General features: G+C 63.4%; 20 protein-coding genes. 8 read left to right on the forward strand and 12 right to left on the reverse strand.

Going from position 1 to position 21,495, the window contains the following annotated elements; translation table 11 throughout:
* Window positions 1–41: 41 nt before the first annotated feature.
* On the forward strand, window positions 42–794 hold the full coding sequence (locus AC1RQP_RS23100) for a P-loop NTPase family protein (RefSeq protein ID WP_239621862.1): 753 nt from the start codon (window positions 42–44) through the stop codon (window positions 792–794).
* A gap of 60 nt (window positions 795–854) precedes the next feature.
* Window positions 855–1,523 carry a hypothetical protein gene (locus tag AC1RQP_RS23105; protein WP_028179389.1) on the forward strand — a complete coding sequence of 223 codons (669 nt, stop codon included), beginning with the start codon at window positions 855–857 and terminating at the stop codon, window positions 1,521–1,523.
* A gap of 37 nt (window positions 1,524–1,560) precedes the next feature.
* Here the strand turns inward: AC1RQP_RS23105 and AC1RQP_RS23110 are convergent, their stop codons facing one another.
* From AC1RQP_RS23110 to petA, 6 genes are all read right to left on the reverse strand, one after another.
* The gene (locus tag AC1RQP_RS23110; protein WP_018323310.1) at window positions 1,561–2,100 is read right to left on the reverse strand and encodes an adenine phosphoribosyltransferase; all 540 of its coding nucleotides are present in this window, start codon (window positions 2,098–2,100) and stop codon (window positions 1,561–1,563) included.
* 135 nt (window positions 2,101–2,235) lie between these two features.
* Window positions 2,236–4,401, reverse strand: coding sequence for an anthranilate synthase component I (locus AC1RQP_RS23115; protein WP_492938627.1), 2,166 nt, complete (start codon window positions 4,399–4,401; stop codon window positions 2,236–2,238).
* 229 nt (window positions 4,402–4,630) lie between these two features.
* The gene (locus AC1RQP_RS23120) at window positions 4,631–5,272 is read right to left on the reverse strand and encodes a hypothetical protein (protein WP_492938628.1); all 642 of its coding nucleotides are present in this window, start codon (window positions 5,270–5,272) and stop codon (window positions 4,631–4,633) included.
* A complete protein-coding gene (locus AC1RQP_RS23125) occupies window positions 5,269–5,943 on the reverse strand; it encodes a dienelactone hydrolase family protein (protein ID WP_492938629.1) in 675 nt (224 codons plus the stop codon). Before AC1RQP_RS23125 ends, AC1RQP_RS23120 begins: the two co-directional genes overlap by 4 nt.
* Before the next feature lie 211 nt (window positions 5,944–6,154).
* Window positions 6,155–8,227, reverse strand: a complete 2,073-nt coding sequence (fbcH, locus tag AC1RQP_RS23130) for a cytochrome b/c1 (RefSeq protein WP_492938630.1) — start codon at window positions 8,225–8,227, stop codon at window positions 6,155–6,157.
* Between the two features lie 62 nt (window positions 8,228–8,289).
* Window positions 8,290–8,820, reverse strand: a complete 531-nt coding sequence (gene petA, locus AC1RQP_RS23135) for a ubiquinol-cytochrome c reductase iron-sulfur subunit (protein ID WP_061878522.1) — start codon at window positions 8,818–8,820, stop codon at window positions 8,290–8,292.
* 278 nt (window positions 8,821–9,098) lie between these two features.
* On the opposite strand from petA, the gene AC1RQP_RS23140 reads away from it, so the two are divergent.
* The 4 genes from AC1RQP_RS23140 to AC1RQP_RS23155 are packed head-to-tail and all read left to right on the forward strand — an operon-like array spanning window position 9,099 to window position 11,864.
* Window positions 9,099–9,557, forward strand: a complete 459-nt coding sequence (locus AC1RQP_RS23140; protein ID WP_061878523.1) for a tRNA (cytidine(34)-2'-O)-methyltransferase — start codon at window positions 9,099–9,101, stop codon at window positions 9,555–9,557.
* An 18-nt stretch (window positions 9,558–9,575) separates the two neighbouring features.
* Entirely contained in the window at window positions 9,576–10,208 is a 633-nt protein-coding gene (gene queE, locus AC1RQP_RS23145; RefSeq protein WP_492938631.1) for a 7-carboxy-7-deazaguanine synthase, read from the forward strand.
* Between the two features lie 13 nt (window positions 10,209–10,221).
* Window positions 10,222–11,115, forward strand: a complete 894-nt coding sequence (gene hemF / locus AC1RQP_RS23150) for an oxygen-dependent coproporphyrinogen oxidase (RefSeq protein WP_492938632.1) — start codon at window positions 10,222–10,224, stop codon at window positions 11,113–11,115.
* Window positions 11,112–11,864: an HAD family hydrolase gene (locus AC1RQP_RS23155; RefSeq protein ID WP_239621854.1), complete on the forward strand. Its 753-nt coding sequence runs from the start codon at window positions 11,112–11,114 to the stop codon at window positions 11,862–11,864. The genes hemF and AC1RQP_RS23155 overlap by 4 nt, the downstream gene beginning before the upstream one ends.
* A 334-nt stretch (window positions 11,865–12,198) precedes the next feature.
* On the opposite strand, the gene AC1RQP_RS23160 is transcribed toward AC1RQP_RS23155, so the two are convergent.
* The 4 genes from AC1RQP_RS23160 to AC1RQP_RS23175 are packed head-to-tail and all read right to left on the reverse strand — an operon-like array spanning window position 12,199 to window position 17,866.
* Window positions 12,199–12,570, reverse strand: coding sequence for a hypothetical protein (locus AC1RQP_RS23160; RefSeq protein ID WP_239621853.1), 372 nt, complete (start codon window positions 12,568–12,570; stop codon window positions 12,199–12,201).
* A 30-nt stretch (window positions 12,571–12,600) separates the two neighbouring features.
* Window positions 12,601–15,720, reverse strand: a complete 3,120-nt coding sequence (locus AC1RQP_RS23165; protein ID WP_492938633.1) for an efflux RND transporter permease subunit — start codon at window positions 15,718–15,720, stop codon at window positions 12,601–12,603.
* Between the two features lie 7 nt (window positions 15,721–15,727).
* A complete protein-coding gene (locus AC1RQP_RS23170) occupies window positions 15,728–17,431 on the reverse strand; it encodes an efflux RND transporter periplasmic adaptor subunit (RefSeq protein ID WP_492938634.1) in 1,704 nt (567 codons plus the stop codon).
* A 51-nt stretch (window positions 17,432–17,482) separates the two neighbouring features.
* Window positions 17,483–17,866, reverse strand: a complete 384-nt coding sequence (locus AC1RQP_RS23175; RefSeq protein WP_239621851.1) for a hypothetical protein — start codon at window positions 17,864–17,866, stop codon at window positions 17,483–17,485.
* Between the two features lie 645 nt (window positions 17,867–18,511).
* On the opposite strand from AC1RQP_RS23175, the gene AC1RQP_RS23180 reads away from it, so the two are divergent.
* Entirely contained in the window at window positions 18,512–18,712 is a 201-nt protein-coding gene (locus AC1RQP_RS23180; protein WP_239621850.1) for a YodC family protein, read from the forward strand.
* A gap of 175 nt (window positions 18,713–18,887) precedes the next feature.
* Here the strand turns inward: AC1RQP_RS23180 and AC1RQP_RS23185 are convergent, their stop codons facing one another.
* Window positions 18,888–19,019, reverse strand: a complete 132-nt coding sequence (locus AC1RQP_RS23185) for a hypothetical protein (RefSeq protein WP_492938635.1) — start codon at window positions 19,017–19,019, stop codon at window positions 18,888–18,890.
* Window positions 19,020–19,779: 760 nt separating this feature from the next.
* Between AC1RQP_RS23185 and AC1RQP_RS23190 the strand changes: the two genes are divergently transcribed.
* On the forward strand, window positions 19,780–20,079 hold the full coding sequence (locus tag AC1RQP_RS23190) for a hypothetical protein (RefSeq protein WP_183240544.1): 300 nt from the start codon (window positions 19,780–19,782) through the stop codon (window positions 20,077–20,079).
* Window positions 20,080–20,315: 236 nt separating this feature from the next.
* On the opposite strand, the gene AC1RQP_RS23195 is transcribed toward AC1RQP_RS23190, so the two are convergent.
* Window positions 20,316–21,287 (reverse strand): ABC transporter substrate-binding protein, encoded by a 972-nt coding sequence (locus tag AC1RQP_RS23195; protein ID WP_492938636.1) that lies wholly within the window; start codon window positions 21,285–21,287, stop codon window positions 20,316–20,318.
* Between the last annotated feature and the right edge of the window lie 208 nt (window positions 21,288–21,495).

Genomic DNA, 21,495 nt, shown 5'->3' on the forward strand with positions numbered 1-21,495 from the left:
ATTGCGACCTCGCGATCGGGGGCGCGCGTTAGGGGACAGCAATGGCAAAGCCGGCAGTGGTTGTGGTGGGCGCGGACAAGGGCGGGGTCGGCAAGACCACGGTGTCGCGGACCTTGCTCGATTATTTCTCAGCCAACAACGTGCCGACCCGGGCGTTCGACACGGAGTCCCCGCGCGGAACCCTGAAGCGCTTCCACCCTGATATCACCGAGATCGTCGACATGACGACGACGGCGGACCAGATGAAGATCTTCGACACGCTCAATGCGGTGAGCCCGTCGGTGACCGTGATCGACGTCCGCGCCGGCCTGCTCTCGCCCGCCCTCGCCTCGCTGCGCGACATCGGCTTCCTCGATGCCGCCAAGGCCGGGCAGATCACCTTTGCCGTGTTCCACATCCTGGGCCCCTCGATCGCCTCGCTGGAGGAGATCGCCGAGACCGCGGGCTTCATGAGCGGCGCGAAATATTTCCTGGTGAAGAACTTCATCAACGACACCCAGTTCTTCCAGTGGGACCAGGCGACCTACAATTCCTATTTCCACCGCATCAAGGACGCGACCGAGCTGACCATCCCCAAGCTCAACGAAATGGCCTATGAGCAGGTCGAGGTCTCCTCCGTCCCGTTCCTGAAATTCGTCGCCAACAAGGGCATCAACGACGAGGCCGCCAACTACTCCTTCGTGCTGCGCGGCTATGTCCGGCACTGGCTGGCCAATGTCTGGAGCGAGTTCGACCGCATCCGGCTGACCGACATCGTCGGTTCGAAGCCCGCGACCCGCAACAGCGAAAAATAGTTGCGCAGTCCGGGCGGATACGGCTGGATTGGGTGGTGAGTTGGCCTGATATAGCTGCCGATGCCCGCGACACCCGTCTACATCATCTGTTCGCCCCGCCCGCAGGTCGGCAAGACCCTGCTGGCGCGGCTCCTCAGCGAATTCCTGCTGCTCAAGAACGGCAACGTGGCAGCCTTCGACGTCAACCTGAAGGAGCCGTCGCTGCTCGACTATCTGCCGAAGGTCACGGAAACCGCGGACGTGATCGACACCTACGGCAAGATGCAGCTGATGGACCGCGTCATCCTCGATGACGGCGTTGCCAAGGTGATCGACCTCGGCTTCCACGCCTTTGACGAGTTCTTCAAGATGACCGACGAGATCGGCCTGTTGAAGGAGGCCGCGCGCCGCCATGTCGCACCGCAGATCCTGTTCGTCGCCGACACCGACCGCGCCTCGGCCCGCGCCCATGAGATGCTGCGCGGGCAGATCCCGCGCATGAACCTGATCACGGTGGACAACGAATATATCGTGCGCGGCGAGCTGCCGCCCGCGATGGAGGGCGGCCGGCTGTTCCGCCTGCCCGCACTGCCCGGCTTCCTCAAGACCTATATCGACCGGCTGAGCTTCTCCTTCACCGGCTATCTGCGCCAGGAAAAGGACGCCTCGACCGAGCTGCACCAGTGGACCCGGCGGAACTACATCGCCTTCCGGGAACTCGAGCTCAGCCTGATCCTGCAGCGGTCCTGATCGCAATCCATCCGGGCGTCTCCTCCGCCCGTCCCGCTCAATGCCCCTCGAACGTCATCAGCGTGCGCACCGGCACGTCCATGGCGCGCAGCTTGGCGGCGCCGCCGAGCTCGGGCAGGTCGATGATGAAGCAGGCGGCGACGACGTTGGCCCCGATCTGACGCAGCAGCTTCACCGCGCCCTCGGCGGTGCCGCCGGTGGCGATGAGGTCGTCGACCAGGATGACGCGTTCACCTGGCTGGATCGCGTCGACGTGCATCTCCATCTCGTCGATGCCGTATTCCAGGGAATAGGCGATGCGCACGGTGGTGTGCGGCAGCTTGCCCTTCTTGCGGATCGGCACGAAGCCGGCCGAAAGCTGGTGCGCCACCGCGCCACCGATGATGAAGCCGCGCGCCTCCATGCCGGCGACCTTGTCGATCTTGTTGCCGGCCCAAGGATTCACGAGTTCGTCCACCGCGCGGCGGAACGCGCGCGCGTCCGCGAGCAGGGTCGTGATGTCGCGGAACATGATGCCCGGCTTGGGATAGTCGGGGATGGTGCGGACGCTCGCCTTGATGTCGTGGTCAAAGGTCATTCGTTTCTCGTTTCGTTGTCATTCCGGGGCGGCTCGAAGGGCCGAACTCCGGTGCGCAATTGCGCACCTGAGAACCTCGAGATTCCGGGTTTGATGCTGCGCATCGCCCCGGAATGACGAGCATGAAGCATGCACTCAATTCGCCCCCGCTTCCAGCCGGAAGGCATTTTCGACGATACGCAAGCCCACCTCGCCGCCGAGCGACATCAGCGATTCCGGATGGAATTGCACGCCCGCCACCGGCAGGGTCTTGTGCTCGAGCGCCATGGCGACGCCGTCCTCGGTGCTGGCGGTGACCGACAACACCTCCGGCATGCTGTCGCGCTCGACATAGAGCGAGTGATAGCGGCCGATGACGATCTCGTTCGGCAAATTGCGCATCAAGCGCCCGCCGCGCACCTGGACCCGCGACGGCCGGCCGTGGGCGGGATGGGTGAGCTGGCCGAGTTCGCCGCCAAAATATTCACCGATCGCCTGCACGCCGAGGCAGACGCCGAACACCGGCAGCTTGTTCTCCAGCGCCGCATCGATGGTCTTCTTGATCCCGAAATCTTCGGGCCTGCCCGGGCCGGGCGACAGCACCAGCAAATCCCACCTCTTCTGCTTGAGCATGTCGAGCGCATGCACATAGCGGACCACGGTGACGCTGGCGCCGACCTGGCGGAAATAGTCGGCGAGCATGTGCACGAAGCTGTCGTCGTGGTCGATCAGCAGCACCTGCTTGCCCGAGCCGGTGGCATCGGGTGCAAAGGTCGACAGCGGCTTTGGCGGATCGCCGCGCAGCGCCTGGAACAGCGCCGCAGCCTTGACCTGGCACTCGCGGTCCTCCGCGGCAGGATCGGAATCGAACAGGCAGGTGGCGCCGACGCGCACCTCGGCAAGCCCATCTTTCATGCGGATGGTGCGGATGGTGAGGCCGGTGTTGATGCTGCCGTCGAAATTCACCGCGCCGATCGCCCCCGCATACCAGCGCCGCGGCGAGCGCTCGTGATCCTCGACGAACTGCATCGCCCAGAGCTTTGGCGCGCCTGTAACGGTCACCGCCCAGGCATGGGTGAGGAAAGCGTCGAGCGCGTCGAAGCCGGGGCGAAGCATACCCTCGACATGATCGACGGTGTGGAACAGCTTTGAGTAAGTCTCGATCTGGCGGCGCGCCAGCACCTTGATCGTGCCCGGCACGCAGACGCGCGCCTTGTCGTTGCGATCGACGTCGGTGCACATGTTGAGCTCGAACTCGTCCTTTTCCGAGTTCAGCAGCTGGCGGATCTGCTCGGCATCGCCGATCGCGTCGGCGCCGCGCGCGATCGTGCCCGAGATCGGGCAGGTCTCGACCCGGCGACCGTCCGAGCGCACGAACATTTCCGGCGAAGCCGAGACCAGAAACTCTCCCTCTCCGAGATTCATCAGCGCGCCATAGGGCGACGGGTTGATGACGCAGAGCCGCTGGAACACTTCGGCCGGCGAGCGGTCGCAAGGCTCGGCGAAGAGCTGCCCCGGCACGGCTTCGAACAGATCGCCCCGCGCGAAGGCCGCGCGCGCGGTCTCGACGGTGGCCTGATATTCGCCAGGCGCGTGATCGGCGAAGCCCTGGCGCGGCGTCTTCAAGTACGGGCTGTCGGCGGTCTCGCGCGGCAGGCCCTCGGTGGATTTGCCGTTCCATGCGAAGTCGTAGGAGAGCACCACGCCGCGCCCGGTGGCGCGGTCATAGGCCAGCAGGCGATCGGGCACATAGAGCACGATGTCGCGCTGGTCGGCCTCGCGCGGGCGCTTCTGCACGAGATCCTCGATCTGGAAGACGAGGTCGTAGGCGAAGGCGCCGAACAGGCCGAGCAGCCCGTCATCATTGGCGTACAAGGCGGCGACGAGGTCACGCACCAGCGACATCACGCTGGCGCGCCGCGTGCGCTGGTCCTCCTCGACCGGCGCATCGCCGCGGATGATGTGGCCGGCAAGGCGCGTGGCCGACTTCTCGGAGATCACCACGCAGGGCTCGCGCAGCACGTCGCCGAGGAAGGCGATCAGCACCTGCCCGCGTTCGTTCAGCGCTTCCAGCTTGAAATTGACGCCCACAGTCTCGAGCTTGAGCGGCGGGTCGGAGAAGCCGAGGTCGAAGCTCTCATAGCGGCCCGGCACGGTCGTGCCCGAGGACAGCACCACGCCGCGGCGGCGGTCGAGCAGGTTGACGAGGTCGTCGAGCCTGTTGGCGCCGCCGGTAAACTGCTCCGCCACGCGCGTGATCGCAAGACCTGCGCGGGTCACATAGTCGCTTCGGGCCGGGAGGGCAAAGACGGTCCTGTTCATGGGGTCCTCTTACGAAACTTGCCGAGGGAACGCCACACAGGACAAACGATCAGGCCGCCGCGCTGTGCTGGCGACCTCAGACGATTTGGGAAAGGAAAATCGCACCGGCCACCTCTTCAGGAGGTGCGCCACCAAAGACGGGCTGGGCGGACGGCGGTGCTCATGGGCGGATACTCACCATGGCGGACGGACGACGTCAAGAGCCGCTTGTTGGGAGCCGAGTTGCCGACTATTGCACGCCGGGGTCAGGCTGACGGCCGAACTTGCGCTTCTTCCGATCCCATTTCAGGATCGAAAAGTCGTCGCACTGCATGCATGTCAAGACAACGATGCTACTGTCCTTTCCCTTCTGCAAGGCACCGAATTGACGGTCCTCGCGCACCGCGCTCACAAAGCGGATATTCGGCGTCCCAACGGTCGGCTGGTCCAGGATCAGGATGAACCTGCCCTTCGGACCTGCGCATTCCTGGAAGACGCCGACCAACGCAACCTGTCTGGTGGCCGTCCCGTCGAACTGGCCTTCGATCGCGAAGGACAGTTTACTCTCCTCCATCGCATCCGTGCCGTCCTCGAAGAGCAAGTCCCTGGGAATGAGGTCCTTGCGGAATTCGGTCGCCTTGCACCAGTTCTTGCGGATCTGGTTCGCCGGAATGCCGCGAACCTCGGTCGTGAACGGATGGAAATCCGCAATGAGCCACCAGGCCTCCTTCTTGGGATCGCCGTGCAGCGTCACGAAAGCCTGCTGCGCCATTGCGTGAGTCGCCGCCCCCAGGAGCAGGCCGACAGCGGCCACGCTCGTTCGCACGATCCGGCCAACGAGGCGGTGCGAGAAAGACGAGGTCGACATGCCGGCTGCCTTCTTTCGCATCATCCCAGATGCTTCCGGAAAAACTCCGTTGCCCGGCCCCAGGCGAGCTCGGCGGCTTCGCGGTCGTGCACGGCCTGGCGCTGCTCGTTGACGAAGGCGTGCTCGGCATCATAGCGGAACAGCTCCAGCGACTTGCCGGCGGCCTTCATGGCCTTTTCGAAGCCATTGACCAGCTCCGGCGTGCACCAATCGTCCTTGTTGGCGAAGTGAGCCTGGAGCGGGATCCTGACGTCGGCGGGCTTGGCCGCCTGCTCGGGCGGGATGCCGTAGAACACGACACCGGCCGCGAGCTCCGGAATCTTGGTCGCGCCGATGATGGTCACGGCGCCGCCGAGGCAGAAGCCGGTCAGGCCGACCTTGGCGCCGTTGCGCGCAAGATATTGCGCAGCGCCGCGCACGGTCTGCGTGGTGGCGTCCATGAAGTCGAGCGAGCTCATCTCCTTGTTGGCGGAATCGGTGTCGTGATAGGGCACGACCTTGCCCTTGTAGAGATCGGGCGCCAGCGCATCGAAGCCGGCCAGCGCAAAGCGGTCGCACAGGCCCTTGATCTGGTCCGACAAGCCCCACCATTCCTGGATCACGACCACGCCCGGCGCGTTGCCGCGCGCCGCATTGGCGAGATAGCCCGAGGCGTCCTTGCCGTCCGGGCGCTTGAAGGTGATGGCGGTTCCCATGGTGTCCTCCGGTGATTGGGGAGCGGTTGGCGGTATTTTGGCGGGTGCGGACGCGTGAAGCAATCCTCACTCGCGTCATTCCGGGACGGTGCGCAGCACCGAACCCTGAATCTCCAGATTCCGGGTTCGCGCTATCGCGCGGCCCGGAATGACCACTCAACAAAAAGCCCCCTCACGGGGGCTCTTTCTTTTCTCGTTCGTCTTGCACCGCTCAGTGCGAGGCGGCCCAGACCTTCTTCTTGGTGAAATACATCAGGCCCGCGAAGATGATCAGGAACACGAAGACCTGGAAGCCGAGGCGCTTGCGCGCTTCCATGTGCGGCTCGGCAGTCCACATCAGGAACGTGGTGACGTCCTTGGCGTACTGGGCGACCGTGGCCGGCGAGCCGTCGTCATAGGTCACCTGGCCGTCGCTGAGCGGCTTCGGCATCTTGATGGCATGGCCCGGGAAGTACCTGTTGAAGTAGGAGCCCTCCGGGATGGTGACGCCCTCCGGCACCTTGTCCTCATAGCCCTGGAGCAGCGCGGCGACATAGTCAGGCCCCTGCTCCTGGTACTGGGTGAAGGCGTCGAAGATGAACCAGGGGAAGCCGCGCTTGTAGGAGCGCGCCTTGGTAATCAGGGACAGGTCGGGCGGCGCCGCACCACCGTTCGCCGCACGCGCAGCCTGCTCGTTCGGGAACGGCGAGGGGAAATAGTCCGCCGGCCGGCCCGGCCGCTCGAACATGTCACCCGCATCGTTCGGACCGTCCTTGACCTTGTACTCGGACGCAAACGCCGACGCCTGCGCCACCGAATAGCCGGGCCCGCCGGCCTCGGCGAGGTTGCGGAAGGCGACGTAGGACAAGCCGTGGCAACTGGAGCAGACCTCCTTGTAGACCTTCAGGCCACGCTGCAGCGCCCCGCGGTCAAACGTCCCGAAAGGGCCCGAGAACGACCATTTGTTGCCGGGCGGCGTATCGCTGCCTTCAGATGCTTTCGCGCTGTCGATCGAGCCCGCGAACAACGAACCGGCGAGCGCCAGCATGATCGCGGTGGAGACCATCGGCGTCGACCTGCTCCCGGTCTTGGCCAGCACTGCATCCGAGATCGAGTTCGGCACCGGCCGCGGCTTCTCGATGCGCGCGAGCAGCGGCAACACGATCAGGAAGTAGGCGAAGTAGCAGACCGTCAGGACCCGGCCGGCAATGACGTAGATGCCCTCCGGCGGCTGTGCACCGAGATAGCCGAGCAGGATGCAGACCGCGACGAAGATCCAGAAGAACTGCTTGGCGAGCGGACGGTACTTCGACGACTTGGTCTTGGCGCCGTCGAGCCAGGGCAGGAAGCACAGGATGATGATCGCCCCGAACATCGCGATGACGCCAGCGAGCTTGTCCGGAATCGAGCGCAGGATCGCGTAGAACGGCAGGTAATACCATTCCGGCACGATGTGCGGCGGCGTCACGCCCGGGTTCGCCGGAATGTAGTTGTCGGCGTCGCCGAGATAGTTCGGCATGTAGAAGATGAACCAGGCGTACAGCAGCAGGAAGCAGGCGACGCCGAACATGTCCTTGATGGTGGCATGCGGCGTGAACGGCACCGTGTCCTTCTCCGTCTTCGGCTCGACGCCGTCAGGATTGTTCTGGCCGGCGACGTGCAGCGCCCAGACGTGGAGCACGACGACGCCCGCGATCACGAAGGGCAGCAGATAGTGCAGCGAGAAGAAGCGGTTCAGCGTCGGGTTGCCGACCGAATAGCCGCCCCACAGCAGCGTCACGATGCTCTCGCCGACATAGGGAATGGCGGAGAACAGATTGGTGATGACGGTGGCGCCCCAGAAGCTCATCTGGCCCCAAGGCAGCACGTAGCCCATGAAGCCGGTCGCCATCATCAGGAGGTAGATGATGACGCCGAGGATCCACAGCACCTCGCGCGGCTCCTTGTACGACCCGTAGTACAGGCCGCGGAACATATGGACGTAGACGGCGACGAAGAACATCGAGGCACCGACCGCGTGCATGTTGCGCAGCAGCCAGCCGTAGTTCACGTCGCGGACGATCAGCTCGACCGACTTGAAGGCAAGGTCGGCATTCGGCGTGTAGTGCATCGCCAGAATCACGCCGGTCAGGATCTGTATCCCCAGCATGAAGGAGAGGATGGCACCGAAGGTCCACCAGTAGTTCAGGTTGCGAGGGGTGGGATAGGCGACGAAGGAGGAGTGGATGAGACCAAAGATCGGCAGACGCCGCTCGATCCATTGCAGGGCCGGATTGCTCGGCTGGTAGTCGGATGGTCCGCTCATGATGCGATCCTGAGGAAATAGTACGACGAGACGGCGCGAAGCTTCGGACGAAAGTCCGAAGCTCAGCCGATCTGGATTTTGGTGTCGGAAACGAACTGGTACGGCGGCACGGCCAGGTTCGAGGGCGCAGGGCCCTGGCGGATGCGGCCGGACGTATCGTAAACCGAACCATGGCAGGGGCAGAAGAACCCGTCGTAACTGCCTTCATGAGCGATCGGGATGCAGCCGAGATGGGTGCAGATGCCGATCACGACCAGCCATTGATCGTGACCGGACTTGACCCGGGCCTCGTCGGTCTGCGGATCGGGCAGGCTCGCCACGTTGACGGCGCGCGCTTCCTCGATCTGCTTCTTGGTGCGGTGGCTGATGTAGATCGGCTTGCCGCGCCAGAACACCTTGATGTCCTGGCCCTCGGCGATCGGGCTGAGATCGACCTCGATCGGCGCACCGGCGGCGATGGTCGAGGCGTCAGGATTCATTTGGGAGATGAAGGGCCAGAGCGCAGCCGCGCCCCCTACTGCTGCAGCTGCCCCCGTTGCAACGAATAAGAAATCACGGCGTGTCGGATGGTCCGCCGAAGACGCTGTCGTCACGATTCCAACCCTTTCTTCTTGTGCTACCGGTGGAACCGCTCCGAGGGGCGCCCAAGAGGTCCCCGGAAAGGCTGCCGGCGCCCGCGGCCCCCCGCGGCGGCAGAACTTCGCTTGTCCACCTCTAAACGGGTGAAACAGCAGTCCAGAATCGTTCTATTGGCACCCTTGCCGGGCGAGCGCAAGCCCGCTAACGGCGTGGGAGCGTGCCATGCACGAATTCCCGGGCGGGCGATGTTTTATTGAGACATTCCCGCCCGCATCGACCCCCGACACAGCCCATGCAGATAGCGCTTTTTCAGCCTGACATCGCTCAGAACACCGGCACGATTCTCAGGCTTTGCGCCTGTCTGGGCATGGACGCCCATATCATCGAACCTGCGGGCTTCCCCGTCTCCGACCGCTTGTTCCGCCGGGCGGGAATGGATTACCTCGACCATGTCCGGCTGACCCGCCACGACTCCTGGTCGAAATTCGAGGACTGGCGCGCGGCACAGGGCTACCGGCTGCTGCTGTTCACCACCAAGGCTGCGACCGACTACCGCGATTTTCATTACCAGAGGTCGGACATCCTGCTATTCGGACGCGAGAGCGCCGGCGTCACCGACGCGGTGGTCGAGGCCGCCGATGCGCGGCTGGTGATCCCGATCGAGGCGGGGCTGCGGTCGCTCAATGTGGCGATGAGCGCGGCCATGGCCGCAGGCGAGGCGCTGCGGCAGATCCGGAACCCGCAAGTCTGACAGGTTGAGGAGAGACGATTGAGTTACGCGGTCAAGGAGATCTTCCTGACCCTGCAAGGCGAAGGCGCCCATGCCGGGCGTGCGTCCGTGTTCTGCCGTTTTGCCGGCTGCAATCTCTGGAGCGGCCGCGAGGCCGACCGCGCCGACGCGACCTGCAAGTTCTGCGACACCGATTTCGTCGGCACCGATGGCACCCTCGGCGGCCGTTATGCTTCGGCCGTGGAACTCGCGGACACCATTGCCGCGCAATGGACCGCCTCAGGCGGCAATCGCTACGTGGTGCTGACCGGCGGCGAGCCGCTGCTCCAGGTCGATGCCGAGCTGATCGAAGCGCTCCACGCCCGCGGCTTCGAGATCGGCGTCGAGACCAACGGCACGATCCCTGCGCCGGAGGGGCTCGACTGGATCTGCGTCAGCCCCAAGGGCGGCAGCGAGCTGATCCTCCGCCAGGGGCACGAGCTGAAGCTGGTCTATCCCCAGGCGCTGGCCGAGCCCGAGGACTTTGAAGGCCTCGCCTTCGAGCGCTTCTCGCTGCAGCCGATGGATGGGTCCGAGGTCATCAGGAACACCGCGCAGGCGATCGACTACTGCCTGCGCCATCCGCAATGGCGGCTCAGCGTGCAGACGCATAAATCGCTCGGCATCAGATAGGACGCGACCGGGAATGCAGATCGACGCCTCAACGATAGACGACCGCAAGGCCCGCGCCCGCGCCTGGTTCGAGCGATTGCGCGACGACATCTGCGCGAGCTTCGAGCGGCTGGAGGACGACGCACCGCCACGCCTCTATCCCGGCGAAGCCGGCCGCTTCAAGCGCACGCCCTGGGAACGCACCGATCATACCGGCGCGGCCGGCGGCGGCGGGGTGATGTCGATGATGCATGGCCGCCTGTTCGAGAAGGTCGGGGTGCACTGCTCGACCGTGCACGGCGAGTTCGCGCCCGAATTTCGCGCACAGATCCCGGGCGCCGCGGAAGACCCGAAGTTCTGGGCCTCCGGCATCTCGCTGATCGCGCATATGCGCAATCCGAACGTACCCGCCGTGCACATGAACACCCGCTTCGTCGTCACCACCAAGGCCTGGTTCGGCGGCGGCGCCGACCTCACGCCGGTGCTGGAGCGAAGGCGGACGCAGGAGGATGCCGACACGATCGCCTTCCATGCCGCGATGAAACAGGCCTGCGCGCAGCCGGACGGCGTTGCCGACTACGACAAGTACAGGAAGTGGTGCGATGAGTATTTCTACCTGCCGCACCGCAAGGAGGCGCGCGGCATCGGCGGCATCTTCTACGACTGGCACGACAGCGGCGACTGGGACGCCGACCTCGCCTTCACCCAGGATGTCGGCCGCGCCTTCCTGAAGATCTATCCTGAGATCGTGCGGCGCAATTTCGCGACAAGCTGGACCGCGGAGGATCGCGAGGAGCAACTGATCCGGCGCGGCCGCTATGTCGAGTTCAACCTGCTCTACGACCGCGGCACCATCTTCGGGCTCAAGACCGGCGGCAATGTGGATTCCATCCTGTCGTCGCTGCCCCCGGAGGTGAAGTGGCCATGACCACGATGAAGCTCGCCGTGAGGCCGCTGCCGCGCGCCATGCTGATCGACATGGACGACACCATCCTGTCGGCCTATGGCCGGCCCGAGATCGCCTGGAACACGATCGCGAACGAGTTTGCCGAGGAGCTTGCGCCGCTGCCGCCGGCCGAGGTCGCAACCGCGGTGCTGGCTTTCGCGCGAAACTTCTGGGCGAACGCGGAAGCGGCGTGGCGGATGAAGCTCGCCGAGGCGCGGCACCTGACGGTCAAGGGCGGCTTTGCCGCGCTTGCGGCGGCCGGCCATCGCGCCCTGCCCGACGATCTCGCCGTTCGCCTCGCCGACCGCTTCACCGCCTATCGCGAGGAGGAGATGTTCGTGTTTCCCGGTGCGCACGAGGCGATCGACCAGTTCAAGGCGCTCGGCATCAAGCTCGCGCTGGTCACCAACGGCGCCGCGGACATGCAGCGCGCCAAGGTCGAGCGCTTCGAGCTGGCGCACCGCTTCCACCACATCCAGATCGAAGGCGAGCACGGCTTCGGCAAGCCCGAGGAGCGCGCCTATCTGCACGCCATGCAGGCGCTCGGCGTCACCGCCGAGGAGACCTGGATGATCGGCGACAACCTCGAATGGGAAGTCGTGACGCCGCAGCGTCTCGGCATCTACTCGATCTGGATGGACGTGCATGGCGACGGCCTGCCCGAAGGCTCGACGGTCAAGCCCGACCGCATCATCCGCTCGCTCGGCGAGCTGCTGCCTGACCAGGCGTAACCAGGCAAACCAAAAACTGCGAAAACAACCCCATGCACAGTAGCCGGCTGCTGCAAAATCAATGACTTGCGGATTTAGCGAAATCCGCTTTGGCCCGTCGGGCAAAACAGGGGTATGATGTCATCGTCGACATCTCGGCAGTGGTGCGCTTTCAAACGGCCGCCCCCATTTGACCGGACCGATCGGCGCGAAAACTGGAGGCCGGCCGCCAACCGCCGACGGTGGCGCAGGTGAGAGCGGACGAGGTGCTCTGCCTCCGGATGGGCATGGAAGACGATCCGTTCCGCGGGACGCTGCCGCTGGCTGCGCCTCGCCGGGGTCGCCTTCGCACCAACTATTCCGCAGTGTATCTCGCAGTCAGTGAATGACCGTGCAAGCTCGCCGAGAACACCACGATAGCCTTTGGCGACAGCTCGGCCTGCAGCTTTCCCGTCATCATGTTGGGATTGGCCGGCGCAAGCGGAACGGTGACCGTCTTGCCACCATCCTGAATCGTTGCGCGTCCCCGCATATCCTTCGTCGAAAGGGGCGATCCATCGTCGTCTCCGACATAAAAGACTATGTCCGTCCCCTTGCTGACAAATTCGATCGGATGCCCTTGCGATTTGACGACGGGGCCGCCGTTGCTGCCCTTCGTCTGCGCCGCGGCAACGTCCGGCGTAGCGAGGATCACAGCCATCATGGCCAGGAAGATGTATGTTCTCATTGTTGGCTCCTCGATGGTGCTCTGCGCGAATCAGTAGGCTTCCGCGGGGGTGAACGTTGCGACATGTCCGGCCACCAGCCGCGCCAGCGGCTGCTTGCCGAACATCAGAAACAGAATCGGGGTCACGACGGTGTCGAGGATTGTGGCACTGAGCAGGCCGCCGAAGATTGTCACGGCCACGGGATGCAGGATTTCCCGGCCCGGCTCGCTCGCACCGATCAAGAGCGGCGTAAGCGCCAGTCCTGCGCAAAGCGCCGTCATCAAAACGGGGCTCAGGCGTTCCATGCTGCCTCGAAGGACAAGCCCGGTCCCGAAACGCTCGCCTTCATCAATGGCAAGATTGATGTAATGGGAGATCTTCAAGATCCCGTTTCGCGCCGAGATGCCGGCAAGCGTGATGAAGCCGATCATCGACGCCACCGACAGAGGCTGGCCGGATATCTTCAGCGCCGCAACGCTGCCGATCAGGGCCAGCGGTATGCCGCCCATGATGATCAGCGACAGCGCGGTTGATCTGTACCGACTGTAGAGGACGGTGAAGATCATCGTCAGCGACGCCAGCGACAGAATGCCGATTCGCCACGATGCCTCCTGCTGGGCCTGAAAGGCGCCTTCGAGGTTGGTCGTGTAGCCTTGCGGAAAATCAAGCTCGCGGACCGCCATCTGAATGTCCGCAGCGATATCGGCGATGTCGCGACGTCCATCTCCGTTGCCATAGACAACGATCCTGCGCTGGGTCCCCTCCCGCTGAATCTGGTTCGGCCCGTCTGTCTCGACGACTTCGGCCAAAGCGCTCAGCGGAACGAATTCCAGGCCGGTCGGGATGAGCAGATTTTGCAGTCCCGTCGTCGAACGGTCTTGCTCCGACAGACGCATCACGACGTCGAAACGGCGATTGCCATCGACGATCTGGGAGACCTTTCGGCCATTGGACAGCGCGTCGAGCGCCTGGGTGATCGCGGCCGGCGTCAGGCCATGAAGTGCGGCGCGAGCATGGTCGACCTGAACCCGCACTTGCGGAATGAGCACCTGTTTTTCGACCTGGAGATCGACCAGACCGGGAATCGACGATAGTCGTTGGCGCACCGTTTCGGACAGCCGGCGCAACATCTCGATGTCCTGCCCGAAGATCTTGAGCACGATCTGGGCACGAATACCCGACTGGAGATGATCCACGCGGTGGCTGATCGGCTGTCCGATGGCTACCGACGCCGGCAGTGCGGACAGGGCCTCCCGGATGCTCGCATAGATATCCGCCTTCTGCCGTCTGGACGGAACGAGATCGACATCGACCTCGCTGAAGTGCACGCCTTCGGCGTGCTCATCGAGCTCCGCGCGGCCGGTGCGGCGGCCGACCGATTTCACTTCGGGCACCCTTGCGAGCAATTGTTCCGCCAGCAGCCCAAGACGGTTCGATTCCGCGAGCGAAATGCCGGGATTGTACTGCAGCGACAGGACCAGCGTCCCTTCGTTGAAGGGGGGCAGAAAACTGCGGGGCATCTGGCTCGCGCCGTAGCCGGCCACCACGACCGCCGCCGCGACGGAGCCGAGGACCAGGCCGCGCTGCTCGAACGCCCATCCGAGCACCCGCCGATTGGCCTGCTTCAGCTTGGTGACGATCAGGCCCTCGCGGCCGGCGGAGCGAGCTCGTCCCGAAAGCAGATAGTAGGACAGAACCGGCGTTACGGTGATCGATGTCAGCAGTGAAGCAAGGATCGAGACCACATAGGCCACGCCAAGCGGAGTAAACAGCCGCCCTTCGATACCCGGAAGGGCGAACAGCGGCACGAAGACGAGAACGATGATCATGGTTGCATAGACGATGCTGGAACGAACCTCCTGGCTTGCCCCGGAGATCACCTCCAGAACAGGACGCGGCGTGCTCGACGCGGCGTTCTCCCGCAAGCGCCGCAGGATGTTTTCAACATCCACCACGGCATCGTCGACCAGTTCGCCGATCGCGATGGCGAGACCGCCAAGTGTCATGGTGTTGATCGTGAGGCCGAAGGCGCGGAACACCAGGACTGTCACGAGGATCGATATCGGAATGGCCGTCAGCGAAACGAACGCTGCGCGTCCATTCATCAGGAAGACGAACAGGACCACGGCGACGACGATGGCCGCCTCGGCCAGAACCCGCTCGACATTGCCTATCGACGTCTCGATGAACGTGGCCTGACGGAATTGCACGTTGGTGACGTTGATCCCCCCGTGCATGGTGCGTTGCAGCTCCCGGAGCGAGGCTTCGATGTTGCGCGTCAATGCCACGGTATCGGCTGCCGGCTGCTTCATGACGCTGACGATGACGGCAGGCTTGCCGTTGTAACCGGCGTCACCCCGCTTGGTGCGCGCTGCAAAATCCACGGAAGCGACCTGCTTCAACAGGACCGGCTGCTCGCTGCGGGTGACGACGACAGTGTTGCCGAGATCCTCGATGCGCCTGCTGAGTCCGACATTGCGGATCAGATATTCGCGGCCATGCTGGTCAATGAAGCCACCGGCGCTGTTGGTACCGAACTTTGCCACCGCCTGCTCGATCTGCTCGTGGGTGACGCCGAGCGCCTGCATCGTCGCAACGTTCGGCGTCACGCGATACTGGCGGACGTCGCCGCCGATGGGTATCACCTGGGCGACGCCGGGAATGGCGAGAAGCTGAGGCCTGACGACAAAGTCGGCGATCTCGCGCACTTCCATGGGCGAAGCCGTGCCATCGCTCATCAGCGCGATCAGCATGATCTCGCCCATGATCGACGTCACCGGCCCCATCTGGGGATTGACCGAAGACGGCAATTGATCGCGGATCAGTGCCAGCCGCTCCGAGACGAACTGCCGCGCGCGGTAGACGTCGACGCCCCAGTCGAACTCGACATAGACGACCGATAGACCGACGCCCGAGACCGAGCGGACCCGGATGACGCCGGGCATGCCGTTCATTGAGGTCTCGATCGGGAACGTCACCAACTGTTCGACCTCCTGGGGCGCCAGTCCCTCTGCTTCGGTCAGGATGTTCACGGTCGGGCGGTTGATGTCCGGCAGGACGTCGACGGACACGCCCGGCAGGACAAACAGGCCGTAGCCAACCAACACGGCGGCTACCGCCAGCACGAACAGGCGATTGCGCAAACTTGTCTGGACGATGAGCTTGAACATGATCGCTCTACCGGATCTGGTTGATGAGGTCGGTGCCGCGAACGACGATGCGCTCGCCCTCGTTGATGCCGGCCGCCACAATCACGCGCGCCGCGTCGACCGGCAGCACGCGAGCGGGTTTCGGCTCAAAGCGCTCAGGCGCGGTGTGCAGCCAGACGATATTCTCACCGTTGCTGCTCCGAACGACCGCGTTGCGCGGAAAGATCAGGCCAGCCACGGGTGCGCCGCTCTGGACCATCACGTTCAGCGGCTGACCGATGTTGAGGCCCGCCGGCGGCTCCGACATCGCAAACTGAACGACGGATGCATGCTGGCGGAGGGCCCGGCTCGTTCCGACGAAGGTCAGCGCAATCTGCTGCCCGTTAGGGGTCATAGCCGTTGCGGCTTCAGGCTGCTTCAAACCGAGATCGTCATATGCCAATGCCTCGACCCAAAGGCTGCCGGGGTCCGCGATCTGAAACAGGACGTCTTGCGGCTGAACAACCTGCCCCGGCACGACCTTGGCGGACGTGATGATGCCGTCGGTCGATGCGCGCAGCTCCTCAAACCCGGTGCGGGAGTTTCGGACGGTTTCGCGGCGCGCCCGCAGGCCCTCCAATTCGCTTTCGAGGTCGTTGACCTGCCCTTGCGGCACCGCGCCGCGCTCGGCCAGCGGCCTCAGACGCCGCAGCTTGTTCTCCGTGACTGCCATCAACTGTTCGATCTCGCCGACCTTCTCGAGGATCGTCGTGCGGTCCGCGACCGGCAGATGCGGCTCGATCTGGATGAGCAGATCGCCCTTGCGGACGTTCTGTCCGATGCGAGGTATGTCGCCATTGCCCGGAACGACGCGGCCCCCGTAGACGCTTTGCACGATGCTACTGCGGTTCGGGTCGGCAATGACGCGGCCGATCAGCGTGGCAGCGGGTCGAATTGTCTGCGGCTCCGCCGCAGCGGTCCGCACATCGAGCAACCGCTGCGTCGGCTTGGCCGCGAAGACGGTGCCGTCTTGCAGGCGCCGCGGGGCGTCGCTCAACGCGGGAGCATCCGGCGGATTTGGTTGTGTTGCGTTCGTCCGACCCTCGCCGAGCATGATGGCGGCGAGGATGACGAACGCTCCTGCCATCGCGGCGGAAATGGGAGCGGCCGTGCTGCGGCCGCCTCGCCACCAATGAGCGAAGAGAAGGCCGAGTCCCAAGACAGCAAGCGCGGAGGCGGCGACGGCGGTTCGACTTGGGAAAAACCAGCCATGCTCGTGCTTCTGTTCCGGGGGCCGGGCATCGCCGGCACGCGTCGGCACGAGCGAGTCCACCAGCAGATCATTTCCCTTGCTGGCACTGATCGAGAAGATGACTTCAACCGATTCCTGCGGTGTGCCATTCGGGATCGTGGCGGTGTGAACTCCGTTCTGGCTCGGAGCCTCGATCGGGGCGGCGTCGCCGATCATGACTTGCAAGGTAGCGTCCGAAACCGGTTCGTTCGTAACGGCATCGTCAATGAAGACGGAAAGCTTGCCGTCCTTCAGGATGCCGACGATCTCATAAAGGTCGGAGCGCGCGGCTACCCTCGGATAGGCTGATGACACAATCGCCGGATTGTCGGCATCGCCGTGATCGTGGCCTTCATGGGCAAGAGCGCCTGAGACACCAAAGAACAGGCTCGCCAGGCAGACAAACCCGGCCAGCCAAAGGGTTGCGAGCCGCCCTCTCGGGCAGCGCTGATTCATGAACATGGAGAATTCCTTCAGGCAAGCGAAAGGGCGGCGGCCAAAGGGCCGCCCCGACTACGCGATGCTGAAGGTACTTGGTGGCCGGATGAGTGCTTCAGGACTCACCCCGACAATGGCGCGCGCAAAAGGAAATTCGACAGCGCCGAGCACTTTGAAGGAACTCAGCAGGTGAATGGCCTGCGGTGAGGCGATCGAGGGACCAAACATGTCCCAAAGCACGCTTGGAGTGCCCTCGTCGTCATGATCGGGCCCATCATGTACGTGACCTTCCGCGTCGTCGTCCGCGTGAGAATGCACGTGGCCTGCCAACTGATCGTGGAAATGCAGGGAACCGCCCAGCATAACGGAAGGCATCGGCATGGCGCCAGCTGCCGCCTTCACCCGCGAGACCGAAATCAGGGCCACCTGGAGCACAAATGCCCCCATCGCCAGGAACATGGCCGTTCTGGCGAGTTGACGAAGACGTTGGACCACACCGTGCTGCACGGCAAAAGGCTAGATGATCCTGCCTGCGACTTCAAGGCGACGTTCCGCGCAGAAGCATCGCATGAAAGGTGCTGCAGGCAAGCTTCTCCGCTCGCATCGACGACCTGCCGCCGCCCGACATCCGACAGCCCGCGACCCACACTTGACGGGCAATCCGGCTCGCTGAAGCGCAGGCAAGTCCGGCCTTCATACCGGTGGGCTCGAAGACGCTCGAACCACTCGCGGACTATTGGAAAGCACGCGCATTCTTGCGGCGGAGCGGCGCCATCTTCGCACGCACCCGCTCGACCAGGATCCCCTGACGGCACGCTGCTCACGAAGTACAATCTCGATTGCGCCTCCGAAGCCAATCTTCCGCAGTCCAAGCGGGCGATCTACAACGGCGGCGATCCCGGACGCCTCAGCGAGGAACACTGCAACGACCCCACGCCCAATGGGATGAAATCCTGCGTCGATCTCTGTGCCAGGCGGGCGGACGGCGCGATCGATCCGTTACCGCGACGCGCCCGCGGAATCTCCCGGAACGCGCAGCCGGCGTGATCGGCATGTCATGACGGCCTGTTAGCCTGACGGCCGATCAACCCGAAAGGACAATCCATGGAATTGAAAGCCGGCGATGTGGTGATGCTGAAATCCGGCGGCCAGCCGCTGACCGTCGCGGAGGTGAAGGCGGACGAGGTGCTGTGCCTGTGGATGGGCATGGAAGGCGACCTGTTCCGCGAGACGCTGCCGCTGGCCGTGCTCGTGCAGGTGGAAGAGGATGATGATGAGGAGGAGGACGACGACGAGGAGGAGTAGGCGCGCCTGACACGGCATCCTCGTTGGAACGGAGCGTTCCGCTGCGACGCTCCGCTTCTCTGCCAACAGCAGTGCAGCAGAGGACACCGCTGGATGTCGCAGGAGGGCGGGAAGCGGACATCGCTGATCTGAGCCTGCAAGCGTGTCCGGCCCGAGCCTCACCTTCCTTTCCGATTCAGTATGATGCAGCTCGCGCCAAGTGCAGCGCGGCTTCGATGCCGCCATCCAAGATCTGCTGCGCTTCGGCAACGTCGGGCACGGCCCGCGCAAACTGTAGCGTGCTCACCATGAGGCTGAAGATTGCCATCGCCCGGCGGTGGTTCGCCGCGGAATCTGCGCCGGGTAGCTCAGGGCGGCTTTGATCCCCGTTCGGTAAGAGCAAACCAGTTTTTTCCGCCTACATTGAACTGCCTGGCGAACTCCTATTCGCAAGATGCCTCGCGGTTAGCGCAGGCGCTCAATGCAGTCGGGATTGATGATTGCCACGAGCCAAGAGGACATGGAGCGCCTCAACAACGACGTGACCAGCATTATCAGGCAATATATCGCGCAACGTCATTGAACCCTCTACACGACATGCAAACCATAGCGCACCCGCGGTAAGCGTTACATGCCTCACTTTCCGGACCTCGACGAGGTGGGCGGACACTTCGCTGATAGGCCATTTTCGGACTCATGCAGTGCAGCAAAATGCCTTTACTTGATCGTCTCATCGGCGGTCGTGCCCAACGTTCTCGTATCGTCAGTCACGCGGCTTAAGTCTCGCGGCTCCCAACGTCACTGAGGTACTTTTCGTACTCTGCTCGCGAGAGCAGATTGCCTTCTCGCTCGACGCGAGCGCGGTCCTTCGCGGGTACACGCCCGAACAGCTCAGGTCTTGATATCGGCCCACCGGTTTTAGCCAGTAACGATGTGCCGAGATACGGCAGCGTTACTGTCTCTTGCGAACCCTGAACCAAAATCAATCGATGAAGACAAACCTTCATCGAGATTGCATTGGGGTTCGCTCCCAAAGGTCACTCGATACATGCCTCTTGGACATTTTACATCGCTAAGGAGGTAGTCCCATGCCGATCGTTCAATTCACTCGCTTCAAAACCGACAAGCCCGAGGAAATGACCAAGGTTGTCGGGCGGGCGAAGAAAATCTTCGAAAAACACGGCGCCGAATTTCTTCGGCTGTCCCGTTTCCACACTGGCCATTGGGCAGGAGAGTTGCTGGTTGCGACGCGCTACGCCAATTGGGAGGTCTACGGCAAAGTGCAGGAGGCCGTGGCAAAGGACCCGGAGTTCGCGCAGGTGATGGCTGACGGATTGAAGATTGCCGAACTACAGGGCCGTAACATTGCTGTTAGCATCGATCTCTAGTCCGGGCGCCACCCGGCGACAAAGAGCGCGGAGGCCGCTGGACATATTGCCAGCGGCCTTTTTTCAATCTTGGGCGCCCTCGCCGACCAATGTCCGCTTCGGGTCCAAAAGCGGTAGTAGAGGCGAAGTCAGCCCCGCGTCCGGTTCACCACTGACAGCCGACGTGAAGATGGGCGCCTCGTGGTTCGGCTTGGGGGCCATGACGGGACTCCCTGCACCGCAGCAACACGGCGCCTCTACTCGATCACCTCATCGGCGCGGACGAGTAGCGAGGGCGGCACGGTGAGGCCGAGCGCCTTGGCGGTCTTCATGTTGATGACCAGCTCGAATTTCGTCGGTTGCTCTACCGGTAGGTCGGCAGGCTTGGTGCCTTTGAGTATCCTGTCGACGAGACTGCCTGCACGGCGGAACAGATCGGCTGTATCCGCGCCGTAGACGGACAATCCGCCATTGGCGTAGACTTGAAACAAGTAGTTTGCGGGCAGACGATGTTTCGCGGCGAGTGCGATTATTCGCGGAGCCTCGACATAGGTGAGCGGATCACCGAAATCAATTATCGCATCGGCATTTTGGGCAGAGGCCGAAGCAAAGGCGCTGTCGAGTTCCTCGGCCGTGGCCGCTTCAACTGTCAGCAGCTCTATGCCGAGCCTCCGCGCCATGTTGCGTGTCTCTTCCACCAGGTAGAGCATTGGGTTCTTTGGATTGATCAAGATCGCGATTTTCGAGGCGCCGGGCACGAGCTCGCGAAGGATCTCGACACGCTTTCCGAAGAAATCTTCAGGCACGTTGGTGGTAATACCCGTTATGTTGCCACCCGGTCGCGATAGACTTTGCACGAGGCCGAGGCGGACGGGATCAGCCACGGCCACGAATACGATCGGAATGGTGGCGGTTGCCGATTTCAGGGCTAAGGCGGCTGGAGGTCCCGCCGCGACTAGTACATCGGGATTGAGAGCCAGCAGGTCGGCAACTGAAGCTGGCAATCGATCGGGAGGATGAGAGAAGCGGAATTCGATAGTCAGGTTTCCATCCGCCCAGCCGTAGCGTCGAAGCCCATCAAGGAATACACGCTCGGCTGGATTAAGGGCCTGCCCGCTCCCATCACCTATGGCAAGAAAGCCGATGCGACGAGGCTTCCTCTGCGCCCACAAACGCCGGGGCGAAACGAGCAACACAGCAGTCGCCGCTATGAAGTTCCGCCGCTTCATTTGATCCTCATCAGATGTTGAGGACGCCGGGCGCGAGAGTATCACGTCTTGATAGTGGTCGCACTCACTGCGGGCATAGGGTCGCAGCTCCGCTAGGGTCACAACTGGCGGCTGTGGTGAAACCACTCCCGCGATCGGACTACCGCCGACATGACGGTGGGCGCCTCGTTGTTCAGCCAGGATCCACCAGCTGATCCATCAAAGCTGC

It is taken from the genome of Bradyrhizobium sp. GW821-FHT13H06, assembly GCF_058803975.1.

Bases quoted from the DNA above. Each gene is read 5' to 3' on its own strand.
- AC1RQP_RS23100 (WP_239621862.1), top strand. From the start codon at position 42: ATGGCAAAGCCGGCAGTGGTTGTGGTGGGCGCGGACAAGGGCGGGGTC.
- AC1RQP_RS23105 (WP_028179389.1), top strand. From the start codon at position 855: ATGCCCGCGACACCCGTCTACATCATCTGTTCGCCCCGCCCGCAGGTC.
- AC1RQP_RS23110 (WP_018323310.1), bottom strand. From the start codon at position 2,100: ATGACCTTTGACCACGACATCAAGGCGAGCGTCCGCACCATCCCCGAC.
- AC1RQP_RS23115 (WP_492938627.1), bottom strand. From the start codon at position 4,401: ATGAACAGGACCGTCTTTGCCCTCCCGGCCCGAAGCGACTATGTGACC.
- AC1RQP_RS23120 (WP_492938628.1), bottom strand. From the start codon at position 5,272: ATGATGCGAAAGAAGGCAGCCGGCATGTCGACCTCGTCTTTCTCGCAC.
- AC1RQP_RS23125 (WP_492938629.1), bottom strand. From the start codon at position 5,943: ATGGGAACCGCCATCACCTTCAAGCGCCCGGACGGCAAGGACGCCTCG.
- fbcH (WP_492938630.1), bottom strand. From the start codon at position 8,227: ATGAGCGGACCATCCGACTACCAGCCGAGCAATCCGGCCCTGCAATGG.
- AC1RQP_RS23140 (WP_061878523.1), top strand. From the start codon at position 9,099: ATGCAGATAGCGCTTTTTCAGCCTGACATCGCTCAGAACACCGGCACG.
- hemF (WP_492938632.1), top strand. From the start codon at position 10,222: ATGCAGATCGACGCCTCAACGATAGACGACCGCAAGGCCCGCGCCCGC.
- AC1RQP_RS23155 (WP_239621854.1), top strand. From the start codon at position 11,112: ATGACCACGATGAAGCTCGCCGTGAGGCCGCTGCCGCGCGCCATGCTG.
- AC1RQP_RS23160 (WP_239621853.1), bottom strand. From the start codon at position 12,570: ATGAGAACATACATCTTCCTGGCCATGATGGCTGTGATCCTCGCTACG.
- AC1RQP_RS23165 (WP_492938633.1), bottom strand. From the start codon at position 15,720: ATGTTCAAGCTCATCGTCCAGACAAGTTTGCGCAATCGCCTGTTCGTG.
- AC1RQP_RS23170 (WP_492938634.1), bottom strand. From the start codon at position 17,431: ATGTTCATGAATCAGCGCTGCCCGAGAGGGCGGCTCGCAACCCTTTGG.
- AC1RQP_RS23175 (WP_239621851.1), bottom strand. From the start codon at position 17,866: ATGTTCCTGGCGATGGGGGCATTTGTGCTCCAGGTGGCCCTGATTTCG.
- AC1RQP_RS23180 (WP_239621850.1), top strand. From the start codon at position 18,512: ATGGAATTGAAAGCCGGCGATGTGGTGATGCTGAAATCCGGCGGCCAG.
- AC1RQP_RS23185 (WP_492938635.1), bottom strand. From the start codon at position 19,019: ATGGCAATCTTCAGCCTCATGGTGAGCACGCTACAGTTTGCGCGGGCC.
- AC1RQP_RS23190 (WP_183240544.1), top strand. From the start codon at position 19,780: ATGCCGATCGTTCAATTCACTCGCTTCAAAACCGACAAGCCCGAGGAA.
- AC1RQP_RS23195 (WP_492938636.1), bottom strand. From the start codon at position 21,287: ATGAAGCGGCGGAACTTCATAGCGGCGACTGCTGTGTTGCTCGTTTCG.